20 protein-coding genes and 2 other annotated features are annotated in these 19,228 nt (G+C 42.0%); of the genes, 5 read left to right on the forward strand and 15 right to left on the reverse strand.

Going from position 1 to position 19,228, the window contains the following annotated elements; genetic code table 11:
• Positions 1–189 precede the first annotated feature (189 nt).
• Positions 190–474, forward strand: coding sequence for a hypothetical protein (locus A3M5_RS0108790; protein WP_018393389.1), 285 nt, complete (start codon positions 190–192; stop codon positions 472–474).
• 299 nt (positions 475–773) lie between these two features.
• Positions 774–1,277, forward strand: coding sequence for a MerR family transcriptional regulator (locus tag A3M5_RS0108795; protein WP_018393390.1), 504 nt, complete (start codon positions 774–776; stop codon positions 1,275–1,277).
• Positions 1,278–1,378: 101 nt separating this feature from the next.
• On the opposite strand, the gene coaD is transcribed toward A3M5_RS0108795, so the two are convergent.
• Complete coding sequence (coaD, locus tag A3M5_RS0108800) at positions 1,379–1,861, reverse strand: pantetheine-phosphate adenylyltransferase (RefSeq protein WP_018393391.1); 483 nt, start codon at positions 1,859–1,861, stop codon at positions 1,379–1,381.
• A 253-nt stretch (positions 1,862–2,114) separates the two neighbouring features.
• On the opposite strand from coaD, the gene A3M5_RS25335 reads away from it, so the two are divergent.
• A complete protein-coding gene (locus A3M5_RS25335; protein WP_018393392.1) occupies positions 2,115–2,273 on the forward strand; it encodes a hypothetical protein in 159 nt (52 codons plus the stop codon).
• A gap of 130 nt (positions 2,274–2,403) precedes the next feature.
• Here A3M5_RS25335 and A3M5_RS25340 read toward each other — a convergent pair whose 3' ends face one another.
• The 4 genes from A3M5_RS25340 to A3M5_RS0108825 form a co-directional block, all read right to left on the reverse strand.
• The gene (locus A3M5_RS25340) at positions 2,404–2,529 is read right to left on the reverse strand and encodes an IDEAL domain-containing protein (RefSeq protein WP_152333498.1); all 126 of its coding nucleotides are present in this window, start codon (positions 2,527–2,529) and stop codon (positions 2,404–2,406) included.
• Between the two features lie 323 nt (positions 2,530–2,852).
• Positions 2,853–3,269 carry a Rok-like winged helix domain-containing protein gene (locus A3M5_RS22690; RefSeq protein WP_018393394.1) on the reverse strand — a complete coding sequence of 139 codons (417 nt, stop codon included), beginning with the start codon at positions 3,267–3,269 and terminating at the stop codon, positions 2,853–2,855.
• 31 nt (positions 3,270–3,300) lie between these two features.
• Entirely contained in the window at positions 3,301–3,507 is a 207-nt protein-coding gene (locus tag A3M5_RS0108820; protein WP_018393395.1) for a DUF6501 family protein, read from the reverse strand.
• Between the two features lie 2 nt (positions 3,508–3,509).
• Entirely contained in the window at positions 3,510–4,949 is a 1,440-nt protein-coding gene (locus tag A3M5_RS0108825; RefSeq protein ID WP_018393396.1) for a bifunctional ADP-dependent NAD(P)H-hydrate dehydratase/NAD(P)H-hydrate epimerase, read from the reverse strand.
• A gap of 192 nt (positions 4,950–5,141) precedes the next feature.
• On the opposite strand from A3M5_RS0108825, the gene sda reads away from it, so the two are divergent.
• The gene (gene sda / locus A3M5_RS0108830; protein ID WP_018393397.1) at positions 5,142–5,276 is read left to right on the forward strand and encodes a sporulation histidine kinase inhibitor Sda; all 135 of its coding nucleotides are present in this window, start codon (positions 5,142–5,144) and stop codon (positions 5,274–5,276) included.
• A 45-nt stretch (positions 5,277–5,321) separates the two neighbouring features.
• Here the strand turns inward: sda and odhB are convergent, their stop codons facing one another.
• The 3 genes from odhB to A3M5_RS0108845 form a co-directional block, all read right to left on the reverse strand.
• Positions 5,322–6,557: a 2-oxoglutarate dehydrogenase complex dihydrolipoyllysine-residue succinyltransferase gene (odhB, locus tag A3M5_RS0108835; RefSeq protein ID WP_018393398.1), complete on the reverse strand. Its 1,236-nt coding sequence runs from the start codon at positions 6,555–6,557 to the stop codon at positions 5,322–5,324.
• A gap of 90 nt (positions 6,558–6,647) precedes the next feature.
• Positions 6,648–9,473 (reverse strand): 2-oxoglutarate dehydrogenase E1 component, encoded by a 2,826-nt coding sequence (locus tag A3M5_RS0108840; protein WP_018393399.1) that lies wholly within the window; start codon positions 9,471–9,473, stop codon positions 6,648–6,650.
• A gap of 456 nt (positions 9,474–9,929) precedes the next feature.
• A complete protein-coding gene (locus A3M5_RS0108845) occupies positions 9,930–10,154 on the reverse strand; it encodes a hypothetical protein (protein ID WP_018393400.1) in 225 nt (74 codons plus the stop codon).
• A 220-nt stretch (positions 10,155–10,374) separates the two neighbouring features.
• Between A3M5_RS0108845 and A3M5_RS0108850 the strand changes: the two genes are divergently transcribed.
• Positions 10,375–11,175: an ABC transporter ATP-binding protein gene (locus A3M5_RS0108850; RefSeq protein WP_502685417.1), complete on the forward strand. Its 801-nt coding sequence runs from the start codon at positions 10,375–10,377 to the stop codon at positions 11,173–11,175.
• 51 nt (positions 11,176–11,226) lie between these two features.
• Here the strand turns inward: A3M5_RS0108850 and trpA are convergent, their stop codons facing one another.
• The 7 genes from trpA to A3M5_RS0108890 all read right to left on the reverse strand — a co-directional run bounded on the left by trpA (position 11,227) and on the right by A3M5_RS0108890 (position 19,172).
• Positions 11,227–12,009, reverse strand: a complete 783-nt coding sequence (trpA, locus tag A3M5_RS0108855; RefSeq protein ID WP_018393402.1) for a tryptophan synthase subunit alpha — start codon at positions 12,007–12,009, stop codon at positions 11,227–11,229.
• Positions 12,009–13,217 (reverse strand): tryptophan synthase subunit beta, encoded by a 1,209-nt coding sequence (trpB, locus tag A3M5_RS0108860; RefSeq protein WP_018393403.1) that lies wholly within the window; start codon positions 13,215–13,217, stop codon positions 12,009–12,011. Before trpB ends, trpA begins: the two co-directional genes overlap by 1 nt.
• A 1-nt stretch (position 13,218) precedes the next feature.
• Positions 13,219–13,827, reverse strand: a complete 609-nt coding sequence (locus A3M5_RS0108865) for a phosphoribosylanthranilate isomerase (protein WP_018393404.1) — start codon at positions 13,825–13,827, stop codon at positions 13,219–13,221.
• A gap of 1 nt (position 13,828) precedes the next feature.
• The gene (gene trpC, locus A3M5_RS0108870; RefSeq protein ID WP_018393405.1) at positions 13,829–14,599 is read right to left on the reverse strand and encodes an indole-3-glycerol phosphate synthase TrpC; all 771 of its coding nucleotides are present in this window, start codon (positions 14,597–14,599) and stop codon (positions 13,829–13,831) included.
• Entirely contained in the window at positions 14,596–16,209 is a 1,614-nt protein-coding gene (locus A3M5_RS24660) for a bifunctional anthranilate synthase component II/anthranilate phosphoribosyltransferase (RefSeq protein ID WP_018393406.1), read from the reverse strand. The genes trpC and A3M5_RS24660 overlap by 4 nt, the downstream gene beginning before the upstream one ends.
• Entirely contained in the window at positions 16,206–17,600 is a 1,395-nt protein-coding gene (gene trpE, locus A3M5_RS0108880; protein WP_196803556.1) for an anthranilate synthase component I, read from the reverse strand. The genes A3M5_RS24660 and trpE overlap by 4 nt, the downstream gene beginning before the upstream one ends.
• Positions 17,601–17,653: 53 nt before the next feature.
• Positions 17,654–17,867 (reverse strand) — a binding site (T-box leader).
• A 52-nt stretch (positions 17,868–17,919) separates the two neighbouring features.
• Positions 17,920–18,154, reverse strand: a binding site (T-box leader).
• Positions 18,155–18,305: 151 nt separating this feature from the next.
• Positions 18,306–19,172, reverse strand: coding sequence for a carbon-nitrogen hydrolase family protein (locus A3M5_RS0108890; RefSeq protein WP_018393409.1), 867 nt, complete (start codon positions 19,170–19,172; stop codon positions 18,306–18,308).
• Positions 19,173–19,228: the final 56 nt, after the last annotated feature.

The raw sequence follows: 19,228 nt of genomic DNA on the forward strand, positions 1-19,228 counted from the left end.
TGATTCAGCGATAAAAGCAAAAAAGCCGGCTTTTAAAAGCCCTCCTTTCTCCTGTACAATTGTTTCCATTTTTTCAAGGCGCAGCATCCTTTTCTCGGCGTTCTTTAAGCATACATGGATAACTTTTAAAAAACAGACGATACTACGGTAAAAATCATTCAAATTGAAAAATGCTAAGGTGGGATGAGCATGGATTTCCCTACAATACATACAAATTTTTGGGACGCCTTTATTGCAGTTCCTGTGATAATGGTACTAACACAGTTAATAAAAATCTTTTTTAAAGTCCCTAAATCATACGTTCCGACTGTAGCGCTCGCCATAGGTCTTTTATTATCTGTTTTTGTAAGCCACAGAGGACACCTCGTTGCCGGGCTTTTTATGGGTTGGTTTTATGGTTATGCGGCAGTTGGATCCTATGCTTCTTTAAAAACAGTGATCCTGTCCTATTTAAAAAAGGTGAGGCGAGAATAACGTAAACCTTGGCCGGAATAGATGAAGCTTTACAATTCCGTTTCTACTTTGACCTAATTCAAATAGTGTGCCTACGTTTCTTTTCCTTCTTTCATTGCGGTGGCCTCGAGTGATGTCCTTTTTTAAATCCGCTTGAAAAAGCCGCATAAATAAGATAAAATTATATGGACAAGATCGTTTATACAAAGGACTTGAGCAGGTGTTTTTCACGCTTGAGTCCTTTTTCCTTTTTATTTATCCGATCGTTTAATTACCGCAATTAGACAGTTAATAATCTACGTTTTCGGGGTGTTCCTGCTATGGATGAAGAATTTGTAAAATCCTATATGACTAGTGAAGTGGCTGCGATATTAGGTGTATCCCAAAGTACTGTGCGAAATTACAGTATCGCGCTTGAGAAACATGGATACGTCATCGCTAAGCCAAAAAGATCCCGTCAATTTGTTGAGCAAGACGTTGCCACTCTAATGCGTATGAAAGAATTGAGAACCTCATCAAAATTGCCACTTAACGATATAGCTGAAATGATGGGCACTACACCCTTGGCACCGGCACTTCCAAGTGAAATGTCTGACGTCGAGGTACAAAAAAACGTCGCATCGAATGAACTATTGGCTACCATCATGGACGAATTTACCGCTATGAAAAAAGAAAATGCAGAATTAAAACAAGAGGTTAAGCGTAATACGGATCATATTAATGTAATCATACACGAGGTCCGAAGAACAAACAGTATGCTCTTTAAAGCTCTATCTGAACGACCAGAACAAAAGAAAAAACTGCTGTTTTGGAAATTGAAGTGACTTGTTCAACTAAAGGGTCCTTTAATTGAACAAGAGAAAACAAACTACATTATTCACATTGATGTCTCACGTAATCCTATAAAACAGCCCAATATTTTCATTCAAGATTGTTGCTTTAATTTTTCTTTCAATGCCTTTTCAACGTGGTTTGGTACATAATCAGATACACTACCATCATGAGAATAGATATTCTTCACTATACTGGAACTTAGAAATGAATATTTTTCACTTGAATGTATAAAAAATGTTTCAGCCTCCCTGTATAATTGTTTATTTATCAATGCCATTTGAGCTTCATATCCATAATCAGTAACAGTTCTTAGCCCTTTAATAATTGCTTTGATATTGTTTTCTTTCATATAGTCAACAAGCAACCCTTGAAATGTAACAACTTTAACTTTTTCATTACAAGTAAATTCATTTTCAATTAATATACTTCGCTCTCCAATTGAAAACAAAGATTGTTTCTTAGAATTTACCAATACAGCTACTATAATCTCATCAAAGAAGTGACTTGCTCTATTGACAATATCAATATGTCCATTTGTAATCGGATCAAAGCTTCCTGGATATATAGCCTTCATTTAAATCACCTTCATTTTTAGATTAATAATAACATAACATTCGTTATTCAATGATTGTTATGTTATTAAGCACATTTTTACTCAACAAATATGTTTTACGTCCTGCTGGCTGTAGGGTTTATTGCTGTTTTTAATAATCCTGGAATTGATGGACTAAGGCAGTTTGCCGAAGTCAGACCAGAAATGTTTTCCTATTCTCGCTTGGTTTGCCCTATTTCTCGTTAACATTATGTTGGCACAAGTGGCTTTCCAAATGGCCTTGTCTTGTAAAACCGTAGAGAAAGGAAGAAAAGGGATTTTATGGGGAACTATTCTTGGTATTCCATTAATTGTTGGAGCCGTCTTTTTTGGCCTTTCTGCGGCCATTGTTGTACCTGATGAAAAAATTGGATTGATTGCCATCCCTCATTAAGTAACAAAAAGAGAGCACTGAAAAAAGGGCATGATTTTTCGAAATCACAGCCCTTTTTAGGTTCTGTTTTATTTTCATATCAAAAATAGAATCTTAATGAACCCTTATAGGACTGACTTTATTTCCACTTTCATTCCGCACACTCCTTCGCTTTTCCAATTTGCACGGCAAGCTCACGGAACCATTCTCGATCCCGCAGTTCAAGTGCCATATCCATTAATTCCATTAATTCATCCGGTTTGAGTTGTTCGTCCAATTTCTCAAGATTGTGAGTACTCGAATTCGAGGTAACGAAGAAGTGCCCATTTCGTACATAAGTAACAACGGATGCGTAATGCGTTGATGCTACGATAAAACCTCGTGTTTGATTATTTTTATTAAAAACCCAATCTCCTGTATTATAGATGACAATCGCCCCTTTCTAAGGGTATTGTGCCTTATCTAACCATTTTAATTCACAAATTCCATTTCATGAATTCCATGCATAACAAAGTTTCATGGTCAAAATACAAAAACAGCCCTTTTTCTTAATAAAAAGGGCTGTAAACATTATTTATAAAAATTTAAATAAAAATAAGTTCACATATCGTATTCGTACATATACAGTCCTCGACCAAGCTTTCGGACACGTTCATTTTCACGTTCAAGGCCATTCATAAATGTCGTCATATTCGCAATTTTTTTGCCTGTCCGCTCTTCCACAAAACGCTGCAATTCAATGCCCCGAATGGGTGTATTTTGCTCCTTCAGGACGACGACTGCTGTTTTACGAAGTTCAGTTAAACTTTCACTGCGGCGGCCCCGGCGGGCTCTTGGCGGAAGCCCGATTGTTGTAATTGCAGCGACCGAACGAGCATCTGACTCATCCACACTGTCAAGCTCCTGTAAACGGGAAAAAATAACTTCCCTCTCTTTTTTAAACTCCTGCATCACCCGAACTTCCGCATCTGCCAACTGATCTAGTCTAATTTTTAACGCAATTCGTTCATCAAACACTTTGTTCTCCCCCTACAAATCGATCGTTCACTTAGTTTACATCTTGAAAATAATCTTTATAAAACCCGGATACGCGGCCTTTGTTATCAACAATAAAATAAAATTCATCTGTTTCATTTTTCAAATCGTACACATTGCCTTCTGTCAATACATTTTCAACCATGTACTTTTCTGCTTTTGTATGCACACATATTACTTGTTTAATCGTTTCTTTTTCATGCCATTTTGCATGTATCATTTTCATGTCTCCTTTATAATTTCATTTGCAGTTTCAGCGATTAATTGCGAAATATAAGATGGACGCATTGTCTGTGCCGGATAGGCTTCCTTCCACTTATCCGCACAATGACCATGAAGATAGACCGCGTCGGCCACTGCTTCTTTTATATTTTTGTTTCGGAGCACCAATGCGAGAATAAGACCTGTCAGCACATCTCCACTGCCGCCTTTTGACAAACCATCGTTGCCTGTCACATTCACATAGCCGCCGCCATCTGCAAAAGCCGTCACGGTATACTCCCCTTTTAATACGACCGTGACATTGTGTTCAACGGCATATGCAGAAGCGGCCGCTATACGCGTACGCTGAACATAAACGGTCTCTTTGCCTGTCATCCGGGAAAACTCTCCTGGATGTGGTGTAACGATGACCGGACATTTTTTCTTTGCATATGAGCGTGGATGCAACGCACCTGCATCAAGAATCACAGGCTTTTTTTGTGCTAAAAGTTCCTCGATCAATATTTCCATCTTGTCATCTGATGGTCGACCGCATCCTGCTGCAATGGCATCAAATGAATGGTCTAATTCGATGTGCGGGTTAAACTGATACATCGCTTCCGGTACATGGGAAGCAATAATCGGGATAGCTTCTTTTTCTGTCTGTACCGTCAATTTTCCAGCACCACATGCGACCGCGCCAGATGCAGCAAGCGATGCACTGCCTGGCATATCTTTCGTACCTGCGATTAATAGTCCGTGTCCAAACGTTCCTTTATGAGCATTCTGGCCGCTATATGTGAGTGATTTAGCCACTTCCTGTACGCTTCTCACTTTCCAGTTCGATGTATGTGGCAACCCGATCTCGACCACTTCCGTATCACCATATAAAGAAGCGGCTGGATACAAAAAACGGGATGGCTTATATCCATGCAGTGAATACGTCCGATCTGCTTTAAACGCATGTTTGTCACAATCGCCATCATCTGATGCTGCACCCGTTGGTAAATCAATCGCCACCTTCATCGCTGTCTGTCTATTCATCCAGTCCGTCACACGTTGAATATTTTCCCGAAGCGGGAGCTTAATCCCTATACCGAATAAACTGTCAACGAGAATCGAACCTGATTGATCCGGTAAATTTGTCGATGCTGAAAAACCAAGTGACGAATAATAGTCAAAGTGAGCTTTTGATGCTGCGGATACCGGAAGTCCCAACGGAAAGAAAAGGCTACATGGCACACCAGCTATTTGAAGATAACGGGCAAGCACAATGCCATCTCCTCCATTGTTTCCTTTGCCTGCTATAATGGTAAAATGATGTTTATGTATATTCAAATCCTGTTTTATAGCGTTGAAAAGGCCAATTCCTGAAAGCTCCATCAACGTAAAAGCCGTCATCCCCTGTTCTTCTGCACATCTGTCAGCCTTTTTTATCTCACTGCTCTTATAAATATACAACAAATAGCCCCCCTTTTTCATGATTTTATTACAATTTTTTTAAAAAAGATAATATAAATTGGGAATATTATATCGTTTTTATTAGATTTTTGTTTATTGTTTGCATTTAGATTGATTGATTGCTAGTATAATAATCAGAAAATAAAGATATATATCTTTATTTTAATACCACTCAGAGGAGGTCATAAACGAATGAAGATTATGAGCAATGAACTGTTGGTGGCTGCTTATCGGGATGCATTGAACAATCGAGATGACAAGGAATGGATCAATGCATTAAAAATTGAAGTGAGAAAACGCGGATTATCGCCTAAAAATGAAAAATAATAAAAAATCCCGCGGCTGCTAATAGCTGCGGGATTTTTGTGTTACTTATCCTTCTAGAAGAAGATCTTCAGGATTTTCAATTAATTCTTTCACCATTTTCAAAAAGCTGACTGCTTCTTTTCCATCAATGATGCGGTGGTCATAAGAAAGAGCCACGTACATCATCGGACGAATTTCAATGGAATCGCCAATCGCAACCGGACGCTTTTGAATCGTATGCATGCCGAGAATACCGACCTGTGAACCGTTCAAAATGGGTGTTGATAGAAGAGATCCGAAAACACCGCCGTTTGTGATCGTAAACGTACCGCCTTGCAAATCAGCAAGCGCCAGTTTATTATCACGTGCTTTTAAAGCCATCTCCATAATAGATCCTTCGATTTCAGAGAAGTTTTTGCGGTCGCAATCACGGACAACCGGTACGACAAGACCATCATCTGTTGATACGGCAATACCGATATCATAGAACTTTTTCAACAGGACTTCATTGCCATCGATTTCAGCGTTGACATACGGATATTTTTTCAATCCTGCCACAACCGCTTTTGTGAAGAATGACATGAAACCAAGACGCACATCATGGTCATCAAAGAATTTATCTTTTTTACGTTTGCGAAGATCCATAATGTTCGTCATGTCAATTTCGTTAAACGTTGTCAGCATCGCAGCTGTTTGCTGTACCTCGACAAGACGTTTAGCAATCGTTTGACGGCGGCGGCTCATACGCTCGCGCTCAATCGGTTTCCCATCATCCTGTTTTTTCGCAGGTGCCGCTGCTACAGGTGCTTTTTGTGGGGCTGCGGCTGGAGACGAAGGTACATCTTGATGTGTCTCTACATCTTGAACACGGACGCGTCCTAGCGGATCAACTGGTTTAACTGCAGATAAGTCAATTCCCTTTTCACGTGCTAATTTACGTGCTGCTGGTGAAGCAACCGTCCGGTTATTCGGATCTTCTTTAGCCGGTTCCGGCTGTACTTCTTTCTCTTCTGCTTTCGGCGCTGCTTCCGCTGCTGGAGCCTTTTGAGCCTGTGCAGTACTTGCTGCGCCCGCTTCTACAATAGCAATGACTTGACCTACTTTAACCGTATCGCCTTCTGCCGCCTGTAGTTCTTTGATCGTTCCCGCTTCTTCTGAAATCACTTCGACGTTTACTTTATCTGTTTCGAGTTCAACGATGTATTCGCCTTTTTCCACATAATCACCGGGTTGCTTTAACCACTGTGCAATCGTACCTTCTGTAATTGATTCTGCCAGTTCAGGAACTCTAATTTCTGCCACGTTAAAAATCCTCCTTGTCGTCATTCATGATCATTTTCTTATTATGTACTAGCTGCAGCCGGGCTTAAACCGGCTGCGGGATTTTTGTTGTTACTGTTCTTTCGTCATGGCAGCACGCAACAGACGTGCCTGTTCTTTTTTGTGGACAATGGCATCCCCTTCAGAAGAGCTTGAACGGCGGCGGCGGCCCACGTAACGGACAGACGTGCCACCAGGAGCTACATCACGCAGTCTTGGATCCATATATGTCCATGCACCCATGTTTTGTGGTTCTTCCTGCAGCCAGATGATTTCATTAACATTTGGGAGTTGTTCTAAAATACCAACAATCTCATTTTTCGGGAATGGATACAATTCCTCTACACGCAAGACATGAAGCCAGTCTAAATTGTCCTCTGTCTTGTCAATTTGCTCGGCAAGGTCGATTGACACTTTACCGCTGCAAAGAACGAGACGTTCAACTTTCTTAGGATTGCTTCCTGTTCTCGGTTCTTCTACAATAAGTTTAAATATACCATCAGAGAATTCCGATGCTTTTGATGCTGCAAGCGGATGACGAAGCAAGCTTTTCGGCGTCATGATGACGAGCGGACGTACTTCTTCTTTTTGTAGAATTGAAGCTTGACGGCGCAAAATATGAAAATATTGCGCTGTTGATGATAAGTTTGCCACCGTCCAGTTATTTTCTCCTGCTAACTGCAAGAATCGCTCCATCCGAGCACTTGAATGCTCCGGTCCTTGGCCTTCATAACCATGCGGCAGAAGCATAACAAGACCTGACTTTTGACCCCATTTCGCTCGTCCAGATGCGACGAACTGGTCAAACATTACTTGTGCCATATTCGCAAAGTCACCGAACTGTGCTTCCCAAAGAACAAGTGTTTCAGGAGAAAATACGTTATAGCCATATTCAAAACCGACAACAGCTGTTTCTGTAAGCGGCGAGTTAATGACATCAAATGACGCATTCGTGTTGCTTAACCCATGAAGCGGTAAGTATTCTGCCCCGCTGTTTTCATCATGCAACACGAGGTTTCTATGCGCAAATGTACCACGCTGTGAATCCTGACCAGTCAGTCTGATTGGGGTGCCTTCTTTTAAAATTGATGCAAACGCGAGTGTTTCGGCGTGTCCCCAATCAATATGACCATCTTCTTCAAATAGATGCTCGCGACGTTTCAAAATACGTTCAAGCTTTTTGAATGGCTGAAATCCTTCCGGCCACGTCAAAAGTTCCTGATTAATGATTTTTAGGTCGTCTTCACTCACGCCTGTTTTGTTGCAAGGTAAATCCTGTTCAACGACTTTCGGCGGATTCATCACGATATCTGGATTGTCGTCTGTTTTCGGAACGGTTTCAAACAAATCTTTCAGCTTTTGTTCATTTTCACTATATACTTTCTCTGCATAACCTGCATCAATGACACCACGATCGACAAGTTTATTCGCATACAATTCACGAACGGTTTTATGATTACGAATCATCTGGTACATTTTTGGATTCGTTGTCATCGGTTCGTCTGTTTCATTATGACCGAAGCGACGGTAGCCGATTAAATCAATCACAAAATCTTTAGCAAAACGTGAGCGATAATCAACTGCCATAAAAGCAGCTGCCACACATGCTTCTGGATCATCTGCATTCACATGAACGATCGGCACTTCGAAGCCTTTCGCCACGTCTGATGCATAACGTGTTGAGCGGGAATCATGCGATTCAGTCGTAAACCCAATCATGTTATTTGAAATGATGTGAATGGATCCACCTGTTTTGTAACCGTTAATCTGACTCATGTTAAATGTTTCACCGACAATTCCCTGACCTGGGAATGCAGCGTCACCGTGGATAATAATCGACATTGCTTTTGACACATCAAGGTCCGGTTTTCCTTTATTTGTCCGGTCTTCCTGCGCCGCTCTTGTGTATCCAGCTACAATGGGACTGACAACTTCAAGATGACTCGGGTTATTAGCAAGCGTAATGCGTGCTGTTGATGTATCTTCTTCTTTATAGCTGCGGTCCGCACCGAGATGATATTTTACATCCCCTGTCCAGCCGTAGTAATTCATTTTCATTGAACCAAGTGGAAGCATTTTTTTATTCGGTGCATGTGCGAATTCAGCGAAAATCATTTCATATGGTTTGCCGAGAATGTGCGCGAGAACGTTCAGACGTCCACGATGGGCCATACCGATGTTAATCGTTTGTGCACCTTTTACAGCAGAGTGATGAACGAGTTCATCGAGAAGTAGAACCATCGCATCTAATCCTTCGATTGAAAAGCGTTTTTGACCAACAAATGTTTTATGAATGAATTTTTCAAATCCTTCTACTTCCGTTAGTCGTTTCAAAAGCGCTTTTTTATGATCATCTGAAAATGTCGGATAATAATCGGTTGATTCAATTTGCTGACGAAGCCATTGTTTTTCTTCGAGATCATGTACTTGTGCGAATTCAAAGGCCACTTTATCCGTGTATACTTTCTTCAAATGCATAATCGCCTCATATCCGTCTTGTATATGAGATGGTGCACCTTTGCAAATGTATTGAACCGGAATAGCACGTAGATCCGCTTCTGTTAACCCATATGTCTCAAGATCAATCCGGTGCGTATCTTTACGGCTGTCATCAAGCGGATTAATATCCGCTGCAAGGTGTCCGTGAATACGAATACCATCAGCTAGCTTTATGGCTCCATACAACTTATCAAGATCACCCGGTGATGTTGCTGCTGCGGATGGCGATGCACTGCCAGCCAGAGATACAGGTGCTCCCCATTGATCAAACAACTGTCTCAATTCTTGATCCACTGCGTCAGGATCAGTTAAGTAATGTTCATACACTTCCATTACGTATCCTAGGTTCGGTCCGGAAAAATCTTTCCATGGATTTCCCTGGCCATTCTGCATGTTCATTCTGAAAAACCTCCAACTGTTTCGCCCATTTGATTTTCTTTTTCGTTATTTTTTATACTTTCTTCGTATAAATATGTACAGATAAATCCTAAAACGCTTACACCATAAGTCTAACATGGAAAAACGTCTTGAGAAAGAAAAAGGCCTTTTTACTTGAATAGACCATCCAGCATCCTGGATGTTGCCTTTTTCAAGTATCATCTTACTACTGTTCCATCTAAAAACCAATGCTTTTTTATAAATTTCTTTAATTAACTTTTATCTTTTTTCAAATTGCTTAAAATCCCGCTGTTATGCGGTTTTTCGACCCTAAAAAGAGACATATTGTCGTTATAGAATGAACCTTTTCTATTAGTAAAGCCTTATGTAAACCAGTAAGTGATAAGCTTTTTCATTTTTAGATTTTATTTAAAAAAGCATCCCTTTAAAGGATGCTTACATGTAATCTGCTGGTAATTAAATCTTTTGATCACAAACTTCAGCTAACTCAATCACTGCCTCTTCAATCGAATATTTACTGCTTAGCTGCCAAGGTATAGATTGTTTAGACGTTTGTTCTGTTGCTGATACATAAATTTTTCTATCCACCTCAGCAACCTTAATTTCCCAGTAATAAATTACCGTCTTCATTCCTTCTTGTACTTCCACTGGGCGTAAAAATGTTTCAACTTCCCCGTACATATTATCCCTCCTCTTATTCTATTTCCCCTATAATATTATCTTTTTCACACCACCAAAAGTAAACGTGTAATTTTTGGCTATCTTGAATTTCGCTTTTTCTCTATTCCGCTCACGTACACTTTTCTAAACCATAAGGAACTATATCTTGTGGAATATATACATCGTTGAATATCCTATATTGTATTTTTCGCGTTTTTTTCTGATACTATTAAATAAAGGAGTGATAAGTTTGTCTAAAATAATTTCATATGAACATGTACGTTTTTTGCGGGAAGAACGAGTCATTTTAGATGATGTGAACTGGATTGTGAATGCGGGTGAACATTGGGCTGTGCTTGGATTGAACGGTTCAGGGAAATCAACAATGTTAAATATGATGGGCGGCTATGAATTTCCGACGAGCGGCACGATCCATGTATTTGGGCACCAATATGGGAAATATAACTGGGAATACATAAAGAAACGGCTTGGTTTTGTCGGGAATACGTTGAATCGTTTTTTGTCTACACTGGATCAGGAAACGGCACACGAAATTATTGTCAGCGGCAAATTTAATTCAATCGGTATTTATGAGCAGACGACTGACGAAGATTGGAAAAAAGCAGAACAGCTGCTCAAAGAGTTTCATATTACGTATCTAGCTGATCAGCCGTACCGATTTTTATCCCAAGGAGAACAGCGCCGTGTCTTAATTGCCCGGGCGTTTATGGCACAGCCTGACGCGATGATTTTGGATGAGCCTTGTTCCGGTCTCGACGTACGGGCGCGTGAAGATTTACTTGAATCGCTGCAGGAACAAGCGCTAAAAAATGAAACGGTACTGCTTTACGTGACGCATCACATTGAAGAAATTATCCCAGCCATTACACATGTTGCGGTCATAAAAGATGGAATCATGATCGCAGCAGGACCGAAAAAAGATGTGTTGACGAATGATATTTTGAGCGATGCTTTTGGTTTACCGGTTGAAGTAGAGTCGCGCGGCGGCCGGAGCTGGCTGCAAGTAGTGAAAAAATCATAGTCTGCTAAATAGAAAAGCTGTCCGGGGAACAGGCTCCGGACAGCTTTTCTATTATTTCACGCCGATTTTACCCGGCACTAACTCTTTAATCTCATGGCCCCGTCCTTCATGAAGAAGCGAGACGATTTTACTGCCAACAATCACGCCGTCACATGCAGCACCAAGTGTTTCAGCCTGTTCTTTAGAGGATACACCGAATCCTGCGAGAACCGGTACAGGGCTCTTTTCTGTAATACGGGCAAGGTGAGCGGACAGATCTCCAGCAAATCCTGCACGTGCGCCAGTGATGCCGTTTACTGTTACCGCATAAATAAATCCTTCTGCTCCATCAACGGTTTCATCAATTCGTTCATTAGAACTTGTGAGTGTGACGAAGCGAATAAGCGCGATGTCATGTTTTGTCAATGATTCTTTAAACTCTGTTTCTTCCTCTATTGGCACATCGGGAATAATGACGCCAGACACACCAGCTGCTGCACATTGATCAGCAAAGGTTTCTGCACCGAGTTTAAATACCGGGTTTGCGTATGTCATAATGACGACTGGAATGGAAATGTCGTCTTTAAACGACGCGAGTTCAGCAAGTACTCCTTGTAATGTTATTTTTTCAGCAAGTGCCCGTTTTCCAGCTTCTTGAATGACCGGACCATCAGCGACGGGATCGGAAAATGGAATACCGAGTTCAACGACTGTTACACCTGCGTCTTCTAACAATAAAATCGTTTCTTTCAACGTATGAAGACCGCCGTCACCAGCCATGATGTAAGCCGTAAATACTTTTTTGTCTTCTTCCTTTACACGTGCAAACGTTGCGGCCATTTTATACTTCGTCATTATTTTTGGCCCTCTCTTTCAAAACGTTCTTTAATTTGTGCAACGTCTTTATCACCGCGCCCTGACAGACAAATCGCGATAATCTCGTCTTCTTTCATCGTTTTTGCGAGTTTCAGCGCATACGCGATTGCATGAGAGCTTTCAAGCGCTGGTATAATACCTTCTGTTTTAGTCAGCATTTTAAAGCCTTCAAGCGCTTCTTCATCCGTAATATGTTCATAAATGACACGACCTGAGTCTTTTAAAAAGCTATGTTCTGGACCAACGCCTGGATAATCAAGACCAGCAGAAATGGAATGCGCTTCTTGAATTTGTCCTGCTTCGTCCTGAAGCAAATACATTTTACTGCCGTGCAGTACCCCAACACTGCCCATCGTCATCGAGGCCGCATGTTTATCTGTATCTACACCGCTTCCGGATGCTTCTACGCCGTACATTTTGACCGATTCATCTTCAATAAATGGATAAAACATCCCCATCGCGTTGCTGCCTCCACCAATACATGCCACAACGGCATCAGGAAGACGACCTTCTTTTTCCTGCAGCTGCCGTTTCGTTTCATTGCCAATTACTGCTTGAAAATCGCGGACAATTTGCGGGAATGGATGCGGACCAAGCACCGAACCCATAATATAATGAGTATCTTCCACATTTGTTACCCAGTAGCGAAGTGCTTCATTTACCGCATCTTTTAGTGTGCCGCTTCCTTGCGAGACACTTTCAACGCGCGCACCAAGCAGCTCCATCCGGAACACATTTAATTCCTGGCGGCGAATATCTTCTTCCCCCATAAAAATAACACAGTCCAGATTCAACAATGCGCAGACAGTAGCTGTAGCCACACCATGCTGTCCAGCACCTGTTTCAGCCACAACTTTTCGTTTGCCCATACGAACGGTAAGAAGCGCTTGTCCAATCGTATTATTAATTTTATGAGCGCCTGTATGATTCAAGTCTTCGCGCTTTAAATAAATTTTCGCACCACCGGCTTCTTTTGTTAAGTTTTCTGCAAAGTAAAGCGGATTTTCACGACCGACATAATCGGTTAAATAATGATTTAATTCAGCTAGAAATGATTCATCGACCATCGCTGACTCGTATGCTTCTTCTAGTTCTTTAACGGCCCGCATAAGTGTTTCCGGCACGTAACGGCCGCCGTATTCACCGTAATGCCCTTTAGCATCCGGCTGGTTATATACATTACTCAATTTAATTTGCTCCTTTCGCACGCTGTACAAATTGAAACACTTTCGTTTCATCTTTCCGACCATCCGTTTCGACACCGCTTGAAATATCCACCGCAAATGGCTGAACGGACTGCACAGCTTCTTCTATATTATCAGGTGAGAGACCTCCTGCCAAAATGAGACGGTTTTTATCAACATCCGGATTTTCAAGAAGTGACCAGTCAAATACTTGGCCGCTGCCTCCACGAAAGCGAGCCGGTGGACTGTCGATTAAAATATACTTGGCCGGGTAGGCAAACATTTCTTTGTACGGAATGTTTTCTTTTACTGAAAAAGCTTTTATAACTGGAACCGGCATATTTTCAGCAAATTCAGCTGTTTCATCACCGTGAAGCTGTACATAATCAAGACCGGCTGTTTTCACAATATCACAAATTACACCGGACTCTTCATTGACGAACACGCCGACTTTTTTTACGTTTGGGCCGACAGCTTCGCCGATCTCGCGGGCCAATTCAGCTGAAATGCGCCGGCTACTGTTGGCAAAAACAAATCCAATCATGTCAGCACCAGCCTCACGTGCCCAACTCGCTGCTTCAAACGATGTAATTCCACAAATTTTAACGTTCATTTTACAATTCTACTTTCAGCGAACGGACTGCTCCCGCCACATCGCCAGCTAGCATTAATGTTTCACCGACAAGAAGCGCCCGGGCGCCGGCTTCTTTTAACCGAATCGCATCTTCCCGTGTTTTTATACCGCTCTCCGACACAAAAATAGCCTTTTCTTTTCCATAACGGGACATAAGCCGTTCCGTTACAGCAAGATTTGTTTTAAATGAGTGAAGATCGCGGTTGTTAATCCCAATAATATTGGCTTCTAGTGCAAGTGCCCGTTCCATTTCCGCTTCGTCATGCACTTCAACGAGCACATCAAGTCCATGCTCTTTTGAATGGCGGTACAATCTATGCATCTCTTCATCGTTCAGCGCAGCGGCAATCAGTAAAATGATATCGCCTCCTGAAGCTTTTGCCCGATCAATTTGAATTTCATCAATGATAAAATCTTTATTTAAGAGAGGGATCTCAACATTTTCTTTCACTGCTTTTAAGTCGTCCATCGTACCTTTGAAAAAAGGCGTATCTGTTAGAACAGACACGGCATCAGCGCCGTTGTCTGCATAAATCGTTGCTTGTTCAACCGGATCAACACCCAGATTTATATCTCCTTTTGATGGGGAGGCCCGCTTGACTTCCGCAATCAACGCTATCGTTTTCGATGCTACGACCCGATCATAAAAGGAAAGAGGTGTCCGGTCTGTTTTGTATGTGAGTGCCGACTGTTTTAAAAGCGCTACTTCTTCGCGTTTTTTATCGATAATTTTATCTAAAATTGTTGTCATCCTGTTATCACTGCCTTCTGTCGTCTTTTTGAAAACTCAACTAAATAATTTAATTTTTGCAGCGCAGCACCTGAATCGATGCTTTCTTCCGCCATCTTCACACCTTCACGAATAGACTTTGCCTTGCCATTTGCGAATAAGCCGATCGCACTATTAAGCACAACCGTATCGCGCTGTGCACCGCGCTCCCCTTCTAAGATCCTCTTTAAAATTTCGGCGTTTTCAATCGCTTCGCCGCCTTTAATCGCTTCAAGTGGATATTCCGGCAGCCCAGCGGATTCGGCTGTTACAATCATTTTTTCTATTTTGCCATTTTCGAGCAAAACCAAATGATTTTCACCAGCAAGAGACGCTTCATCCATATAGCCTGCCCCGTTTAATACAACAGCGCGTTTACGGCCAAGACGGTTTAACACATCGGCCATCATCTCTAACGAATCACGGCGATAAGTGCCTAAAAGCTGCGATTCGAGCTTTACTGGATTCGTCAGCGGCCCGATCAAATTAAAAATCGTTGGAATTTTCAAATCACGGCGCACTTTCATAATGCGTTTTAATTTCGGATGAACGTGTGGCGCAAACAAAAATGTAATGTTGTTTTCTTCAAGAAGCCGGTCTGTTTCATCAGCCAGGAAGTCAAGTGACACCCCAAGATGTTCAAGCACATCGGCGCTGCCTGTTTTACTTGATACACTTCTGTTGCCATGTTTGGCTACTTTTACGCCAGCACCCGCAAGCACAAAAGCAGACGTTGTGCTAATATTAAAGCTTTGTGAACCATCGCCGCCCGTACCACAGTTATCCATCACGTTCTTCCAGTTTGTACGGGACGCCACCGCGTTTTGATGGAGCACATTGACAAATGCAGCGACTTCCTCTACCGTTTCCCCTTTTGCTTTTAGTGCGATTAAAAAAGCAGCGATTTCACTATCCGTCACATCTTCCTGTAAAATCTCCGTGACAGCATCTTCCATTTCCTTTGTTGTAAGAGATTCTCCATCGGATAATTTCATTAAATACTTTTTCATATTTTTTTCTTTCCGGTACGAACGGAAAAATTCGCTAATTAAATTATCGCCCACTTTTGTCCCGATCGATTCTGGATGAAATTGAAGGCCAAAGACAGGATATTCTTTATGACGCAGTGCCATAATTTCGTTGTCATCGGTTGATTCTGCTATCACTTCTAGCTTTTGACTAAGTGTTTCACGGTCAACAGCAAGAGAGTGATAACGCATGATAGGCACTGGACCTTGCACCGCAGAAAACAATCCTTTTCCTTCATGGCGAGCCATGGACAATTTCCCATGTTTAATCGTTTTTGCTGGAATGATATCCGTTCCAAACGCCGCTGCAATCGCCTGATGGCCGAGACAGATACCAAGAATCGGAATCCGATGATAAAAGGCGTGCACTACTTCAATCGAAATCCCCGCTTCTTCCGGTGTGCCTGGTCCTGGAGAAATGACAATCGCTTCCGGTGCCAGTGCTTCAATTTCATCGATCGTAATTTCGTCGTTGCGGACAACGCGGACGTTTTTGCCAATGCGGCCGATTTGTTGATATAGATTGTATGTGAATGAATCGTAGTTATCAATGAGTAAAATCATTTTTGCACCTCCAGTAATGCTTTCGCTTTATGCATTGTTTCTTCATATTCTGTATCAGGCACGGAGTCATAGACGATGCCGGCTCCTGCCTGTACGTGCGCCATATTGTCTTTAATGACCATCGTGCGGATCGCAAGCGCAAAGTCCATGCTGCCCGTTGCCGACAAGTATCCGACTGCACCAGAGTACACGCCGCGCTTCACTGGTTCAAGTTCATTAATAATTTGCATGGCCCGAATTTTCGGTGCACCCGAGACCGTACCCGCTGGCAGACAGGCTGTCAGTGCATCAAGTGGATGATAATTTTCTCTTAATTCACCTGATACTTCCGACACGATATGCATCACATGTTTATATTTTTCAATTTTCATATACTTATCCAATGTAACCGAGCCAATTTCTGAAATTTTCCCGACATCGTTGCGGCCAAGATCGACAAGCATCCGGTGTTCAGCAATTTCTTTTTCATCCGCTAACAGCTCTTCTGAAAGACGCACATCTTCTTCTGGTGATGTGCCGCGCGGGCGAGTGCCGGCAATTGGATTTGTTGTGACAGTCGTGCCGCTTACTTTTACAAGGCTTTCTGGTGATGTGCCTAACACCGTATAGCCATCGAAATCAATGTAAAACATGTACGGTGACGGATTAGATGTACGAAGACGGCGATACAATGTAAATGGATCTCCTTCAAATGGAGATGAAAGACGCTGCGAAAGAACAACTTGGAATATATCACCACGAATGATGTGTTCTTTCGCTTTTTCAACCATTTCACAAAATGTTTTACGTTCCGTTTTTGAAGTGAATGCAAGGACATTTGTTTCATTGCCTGCAAATGGTTTTTGATCGGTATGAATGTCATGATATAAGCTTTCAATCGCTGCATCCATTTCAGCTTCCGCTCGGTCTCCGAATAAATCAACGGCAACGAACGAAACGAGTTGTGTTAAATGATCATAGACGACGAACGTATCGTAAAACAGCAGATGTACGTCCGGCATTTCCAGTTCATCCGGAAGCGGTTCGCCGATTTTTTCTTCAAAGAAAACCGTATCATAACCAATGTAGCCGGCTGCGCCGCCGAAAAATGGAAATGGGTAATCGTTATCACCATACACGGGCATAATCTCTTTTAATTTGTCCATGAACTTTTCTGAACCAGATTCCGTTTCACCCTCTTTTTTGGTTAGCGTATACCCGCTTCCATCAGCTATAAATTGCGCGACCGGATCCACCGCTATAAATGAATAGCGTCCGCTTTCTTCATGTTTCGCTGAGCTTTCAAACAACATCTTTTGTTTTCCACGCAGCATGTGATAGATGGAGATTGGTGTAACCATATCTCCTTCCATTTCTTTTCGTCTGTATTGAATCGTTTCCTGTAATTTCATCGTCAGTTCCCCTTTCTTTCCATAAAAAAACTCCATAGATGATCTCATCATCTATGGAGGACGGTTTCCCGCGGTGCCACCTCTCGTTGAAGCAAAATTGCTTCCCCTTAAAACCGGTTAACGGACGGCTGCCGGGCGCTCTACTTTCAATGTTCAAGCTGCCACTCACGGACCCATTCGAGCTGTTGCTGCGTGCCGGGTTTCCACCATCCCCTGACTCTCTGTAACGAGCAAAACAACTGTACTTTTTCCGATCATCGTATTCGTTTATATAGTGAAACTGCATTCATGGATAAATACAAAAAGGCCCCCTCATCTTCAAAAGGACGGGGAGCCGTGGTACCACCTTTATTGACCGCACGTATGCGATCCACTTTAACAGCAGAATTTCTGCCTGTCTTCTGTAACGTAAGACGTACGCCGGAGCCTACTTATCTTCTTGTTCGGTCCGGAAGCTCAGAAGCCCATTCACAATGTGTCCTGCACCAGCTTGCACCAACCGCCGGCTCTCTAAAGCATTATTCATTGCTACTCTTCTTCTTCATTGCTCATGTATTTAACTGATTATTATCATAATACAATCATTTTAAAATTTCAACTATTTTTAAAATGATTTTTTCATTCTATCATTAGATTTCATCTATTGGCGGATCATTGCTTTAACAATCTTCTTGTCTTAAAACGCCAAATATTTCTGATTATACATTATTCTGCTTCCCAGTCCGGATACAAGTCTGTCCGGCGGTCGCGCCACGTTGTAACCGATCCTTTTTTACGCACATCATATAAAAGCGAAAGATCAAGATCCGCGGTAATAATCATATCATCGTTCATGATACCTTCTGCCACGATGCCGGCTGGTGGGAAAGGAATGTCATTCGGTGCAATAACAACCGCCTGACCCGTATTTGCCCGCATTAAATCAACTGTTGGCAATGATCCGACTGTGCCTGTTCCGACTACATACACTTGATTTTCAACGGCACGTGCATGGCTCGTATAGCGGACGCGATGAAAACCGTGTCGGTCGTCTGTGCACGACGGACAGAAAATCACATCCGCCCCGCGTGCTTTTGCCATCCGGACGATTTCTGGAAACTCAATATCATAACACGTTAAAATTGCGATTGTTCCTTTATCTGTTTCAAAGATACGGAACGAATCGCCTTGCTGCATGTTCCATCCTTCGACTTCTGCTGGCGTGATATGAAGCTTTGGCTGCATCTGATACGAGCCATCTGGATAAAATAAATAAGCGGTATTTTGAATGCCATCCCCTGCTGCTGTCACATGCGTGCCAGCGATAATATGAACATCATAGTGACGTGCAAATTTAGAGAATGTTTGCTCATAACGCTCTGTAAACAACGGCAAATCAGTAATTTTTAACGCTTCACCTGTTTCTTCGTCGCCGATCGAGAGAAGTTGTGTCGTGAAAAATTCGGGAAATAGAATAAACTCTGCTTCAAACTCCATCGCGGTTTTTATGTAATGTTCGCATTGTTCCGCAAATTCATCGAATGATTGGATTGTGTGCAAATGATACTGTACTGCTGATACGCGCATTTTCAAAATACGTCTCCCCTTTGTAACTGATTTTTTTATGATCTGCTTTTAAATTAAAGGAT

The sequence above is a fragment of the Bacillus sp. 37MA genome, assembly GCF_000372765.1.
Taxonomy (GTDB): domain Bacteria; phylum Bacillota; class Bacilli; order Bacillales; family Domibacillaceae; genus Domibacillus; species Domibacillus aminovorans.

What these genes read in the sequence shown, in the direction of transcription:
- A3M5_RS0108790 (WP_018393389.1), top strand. Translation starts at nt 190, where the DNA reads ATGGATTTCCCTACAATACATACAAATTTTTGGGACGCCTTTATTGCA.
- A3M5_RS0108795 (WP_018393390.1), top strand. Translation starts at nt 774, where the DNA reads ATGGATGAAGAATTTGTAAAATCCTATATGACTAGTGAAGTGGCTGCG.
- coaD (WP_018393391.1), bottom strand. Translation starts at nt 1,861, where the DNA reads ATGAAGGCTATATATCCAGGAAGCTTTGATCCGATTACAAATGGACAT.
- A3M5_RS25335 (WP_018393392.1), top strand. Translation starts at nt 2,115, where the DNA reads ATGGCCTTGTCTTGTAAAACCGTAGAGAAAGGAAGAAAAGGGATTTTA.
- A3M5_RS0108820 (WP_018393395.1), bottom strand. Translation starts at nt 3,507, where the DNA reads ATGATACATGCAAAATGGCATGAAAAAGAAACGATTAAACAAGTAATA.
- sda (WP_018393397.1), top strand. Translation starts at nt 5,142, where the DNA reads ATGAAGATTATGAGCAATGAACTGTTGGTGGCTGCTTATCGGGATGCA.
- A3M5_RS0108840 (WP_018393399.1), bottom strand. Translation starts at nt 9,473, where the DNA reads ATGAACATGCAGAATGGCCAGGGAAATCCATGGAAAGATTTTTCCGGA.
- A3M5_RS0108845 (WP_018393400.1), bottom strand. Translation starts at nt 10,154, where the DNA reads ATGTACGGGGAAGTTGAAACATTTTTACGCCCAGTGGAAGTACAAGAA.
- trpA (WP_018393402.1), bottom strand. Translation starts at nt 12,009, where the DNA reads ATGACGAAGTATAAAATGGCCGCAACGTTTGCACGTGTAAAGGAAGAA.
- A3M5_RS0108865 (WP_018393404.1), bottom strand. Translation starts at nt 13,827, where the DNA reads ATGAACGTTAAAATTTGTGGAATTACATCGTTTGAAGCAGCGAGTTGG.
- trpC (WP_018393405.1), bottom strand. Translation starts at nt 14,599, where the DNA reads ATGACAACAATTTTAGATAAAATTATCGATAAAAAACGCGAAGAAGTA.
- A3M5_RS24660 (WP_018393406.1), bottom strand. Translation starts at nt 16,209, where the DNA reads ATGATTTTACTCATTGATAACTACGATTCATTCACATACAATCTATAT.
- trpE (WP_196803556.1), bottom strand. Translation starts at nt 17,600, where the DNA reads ATGAAATTACAGGAAACGATTCAATACAGACGAAAAGAAATGGAAGGA.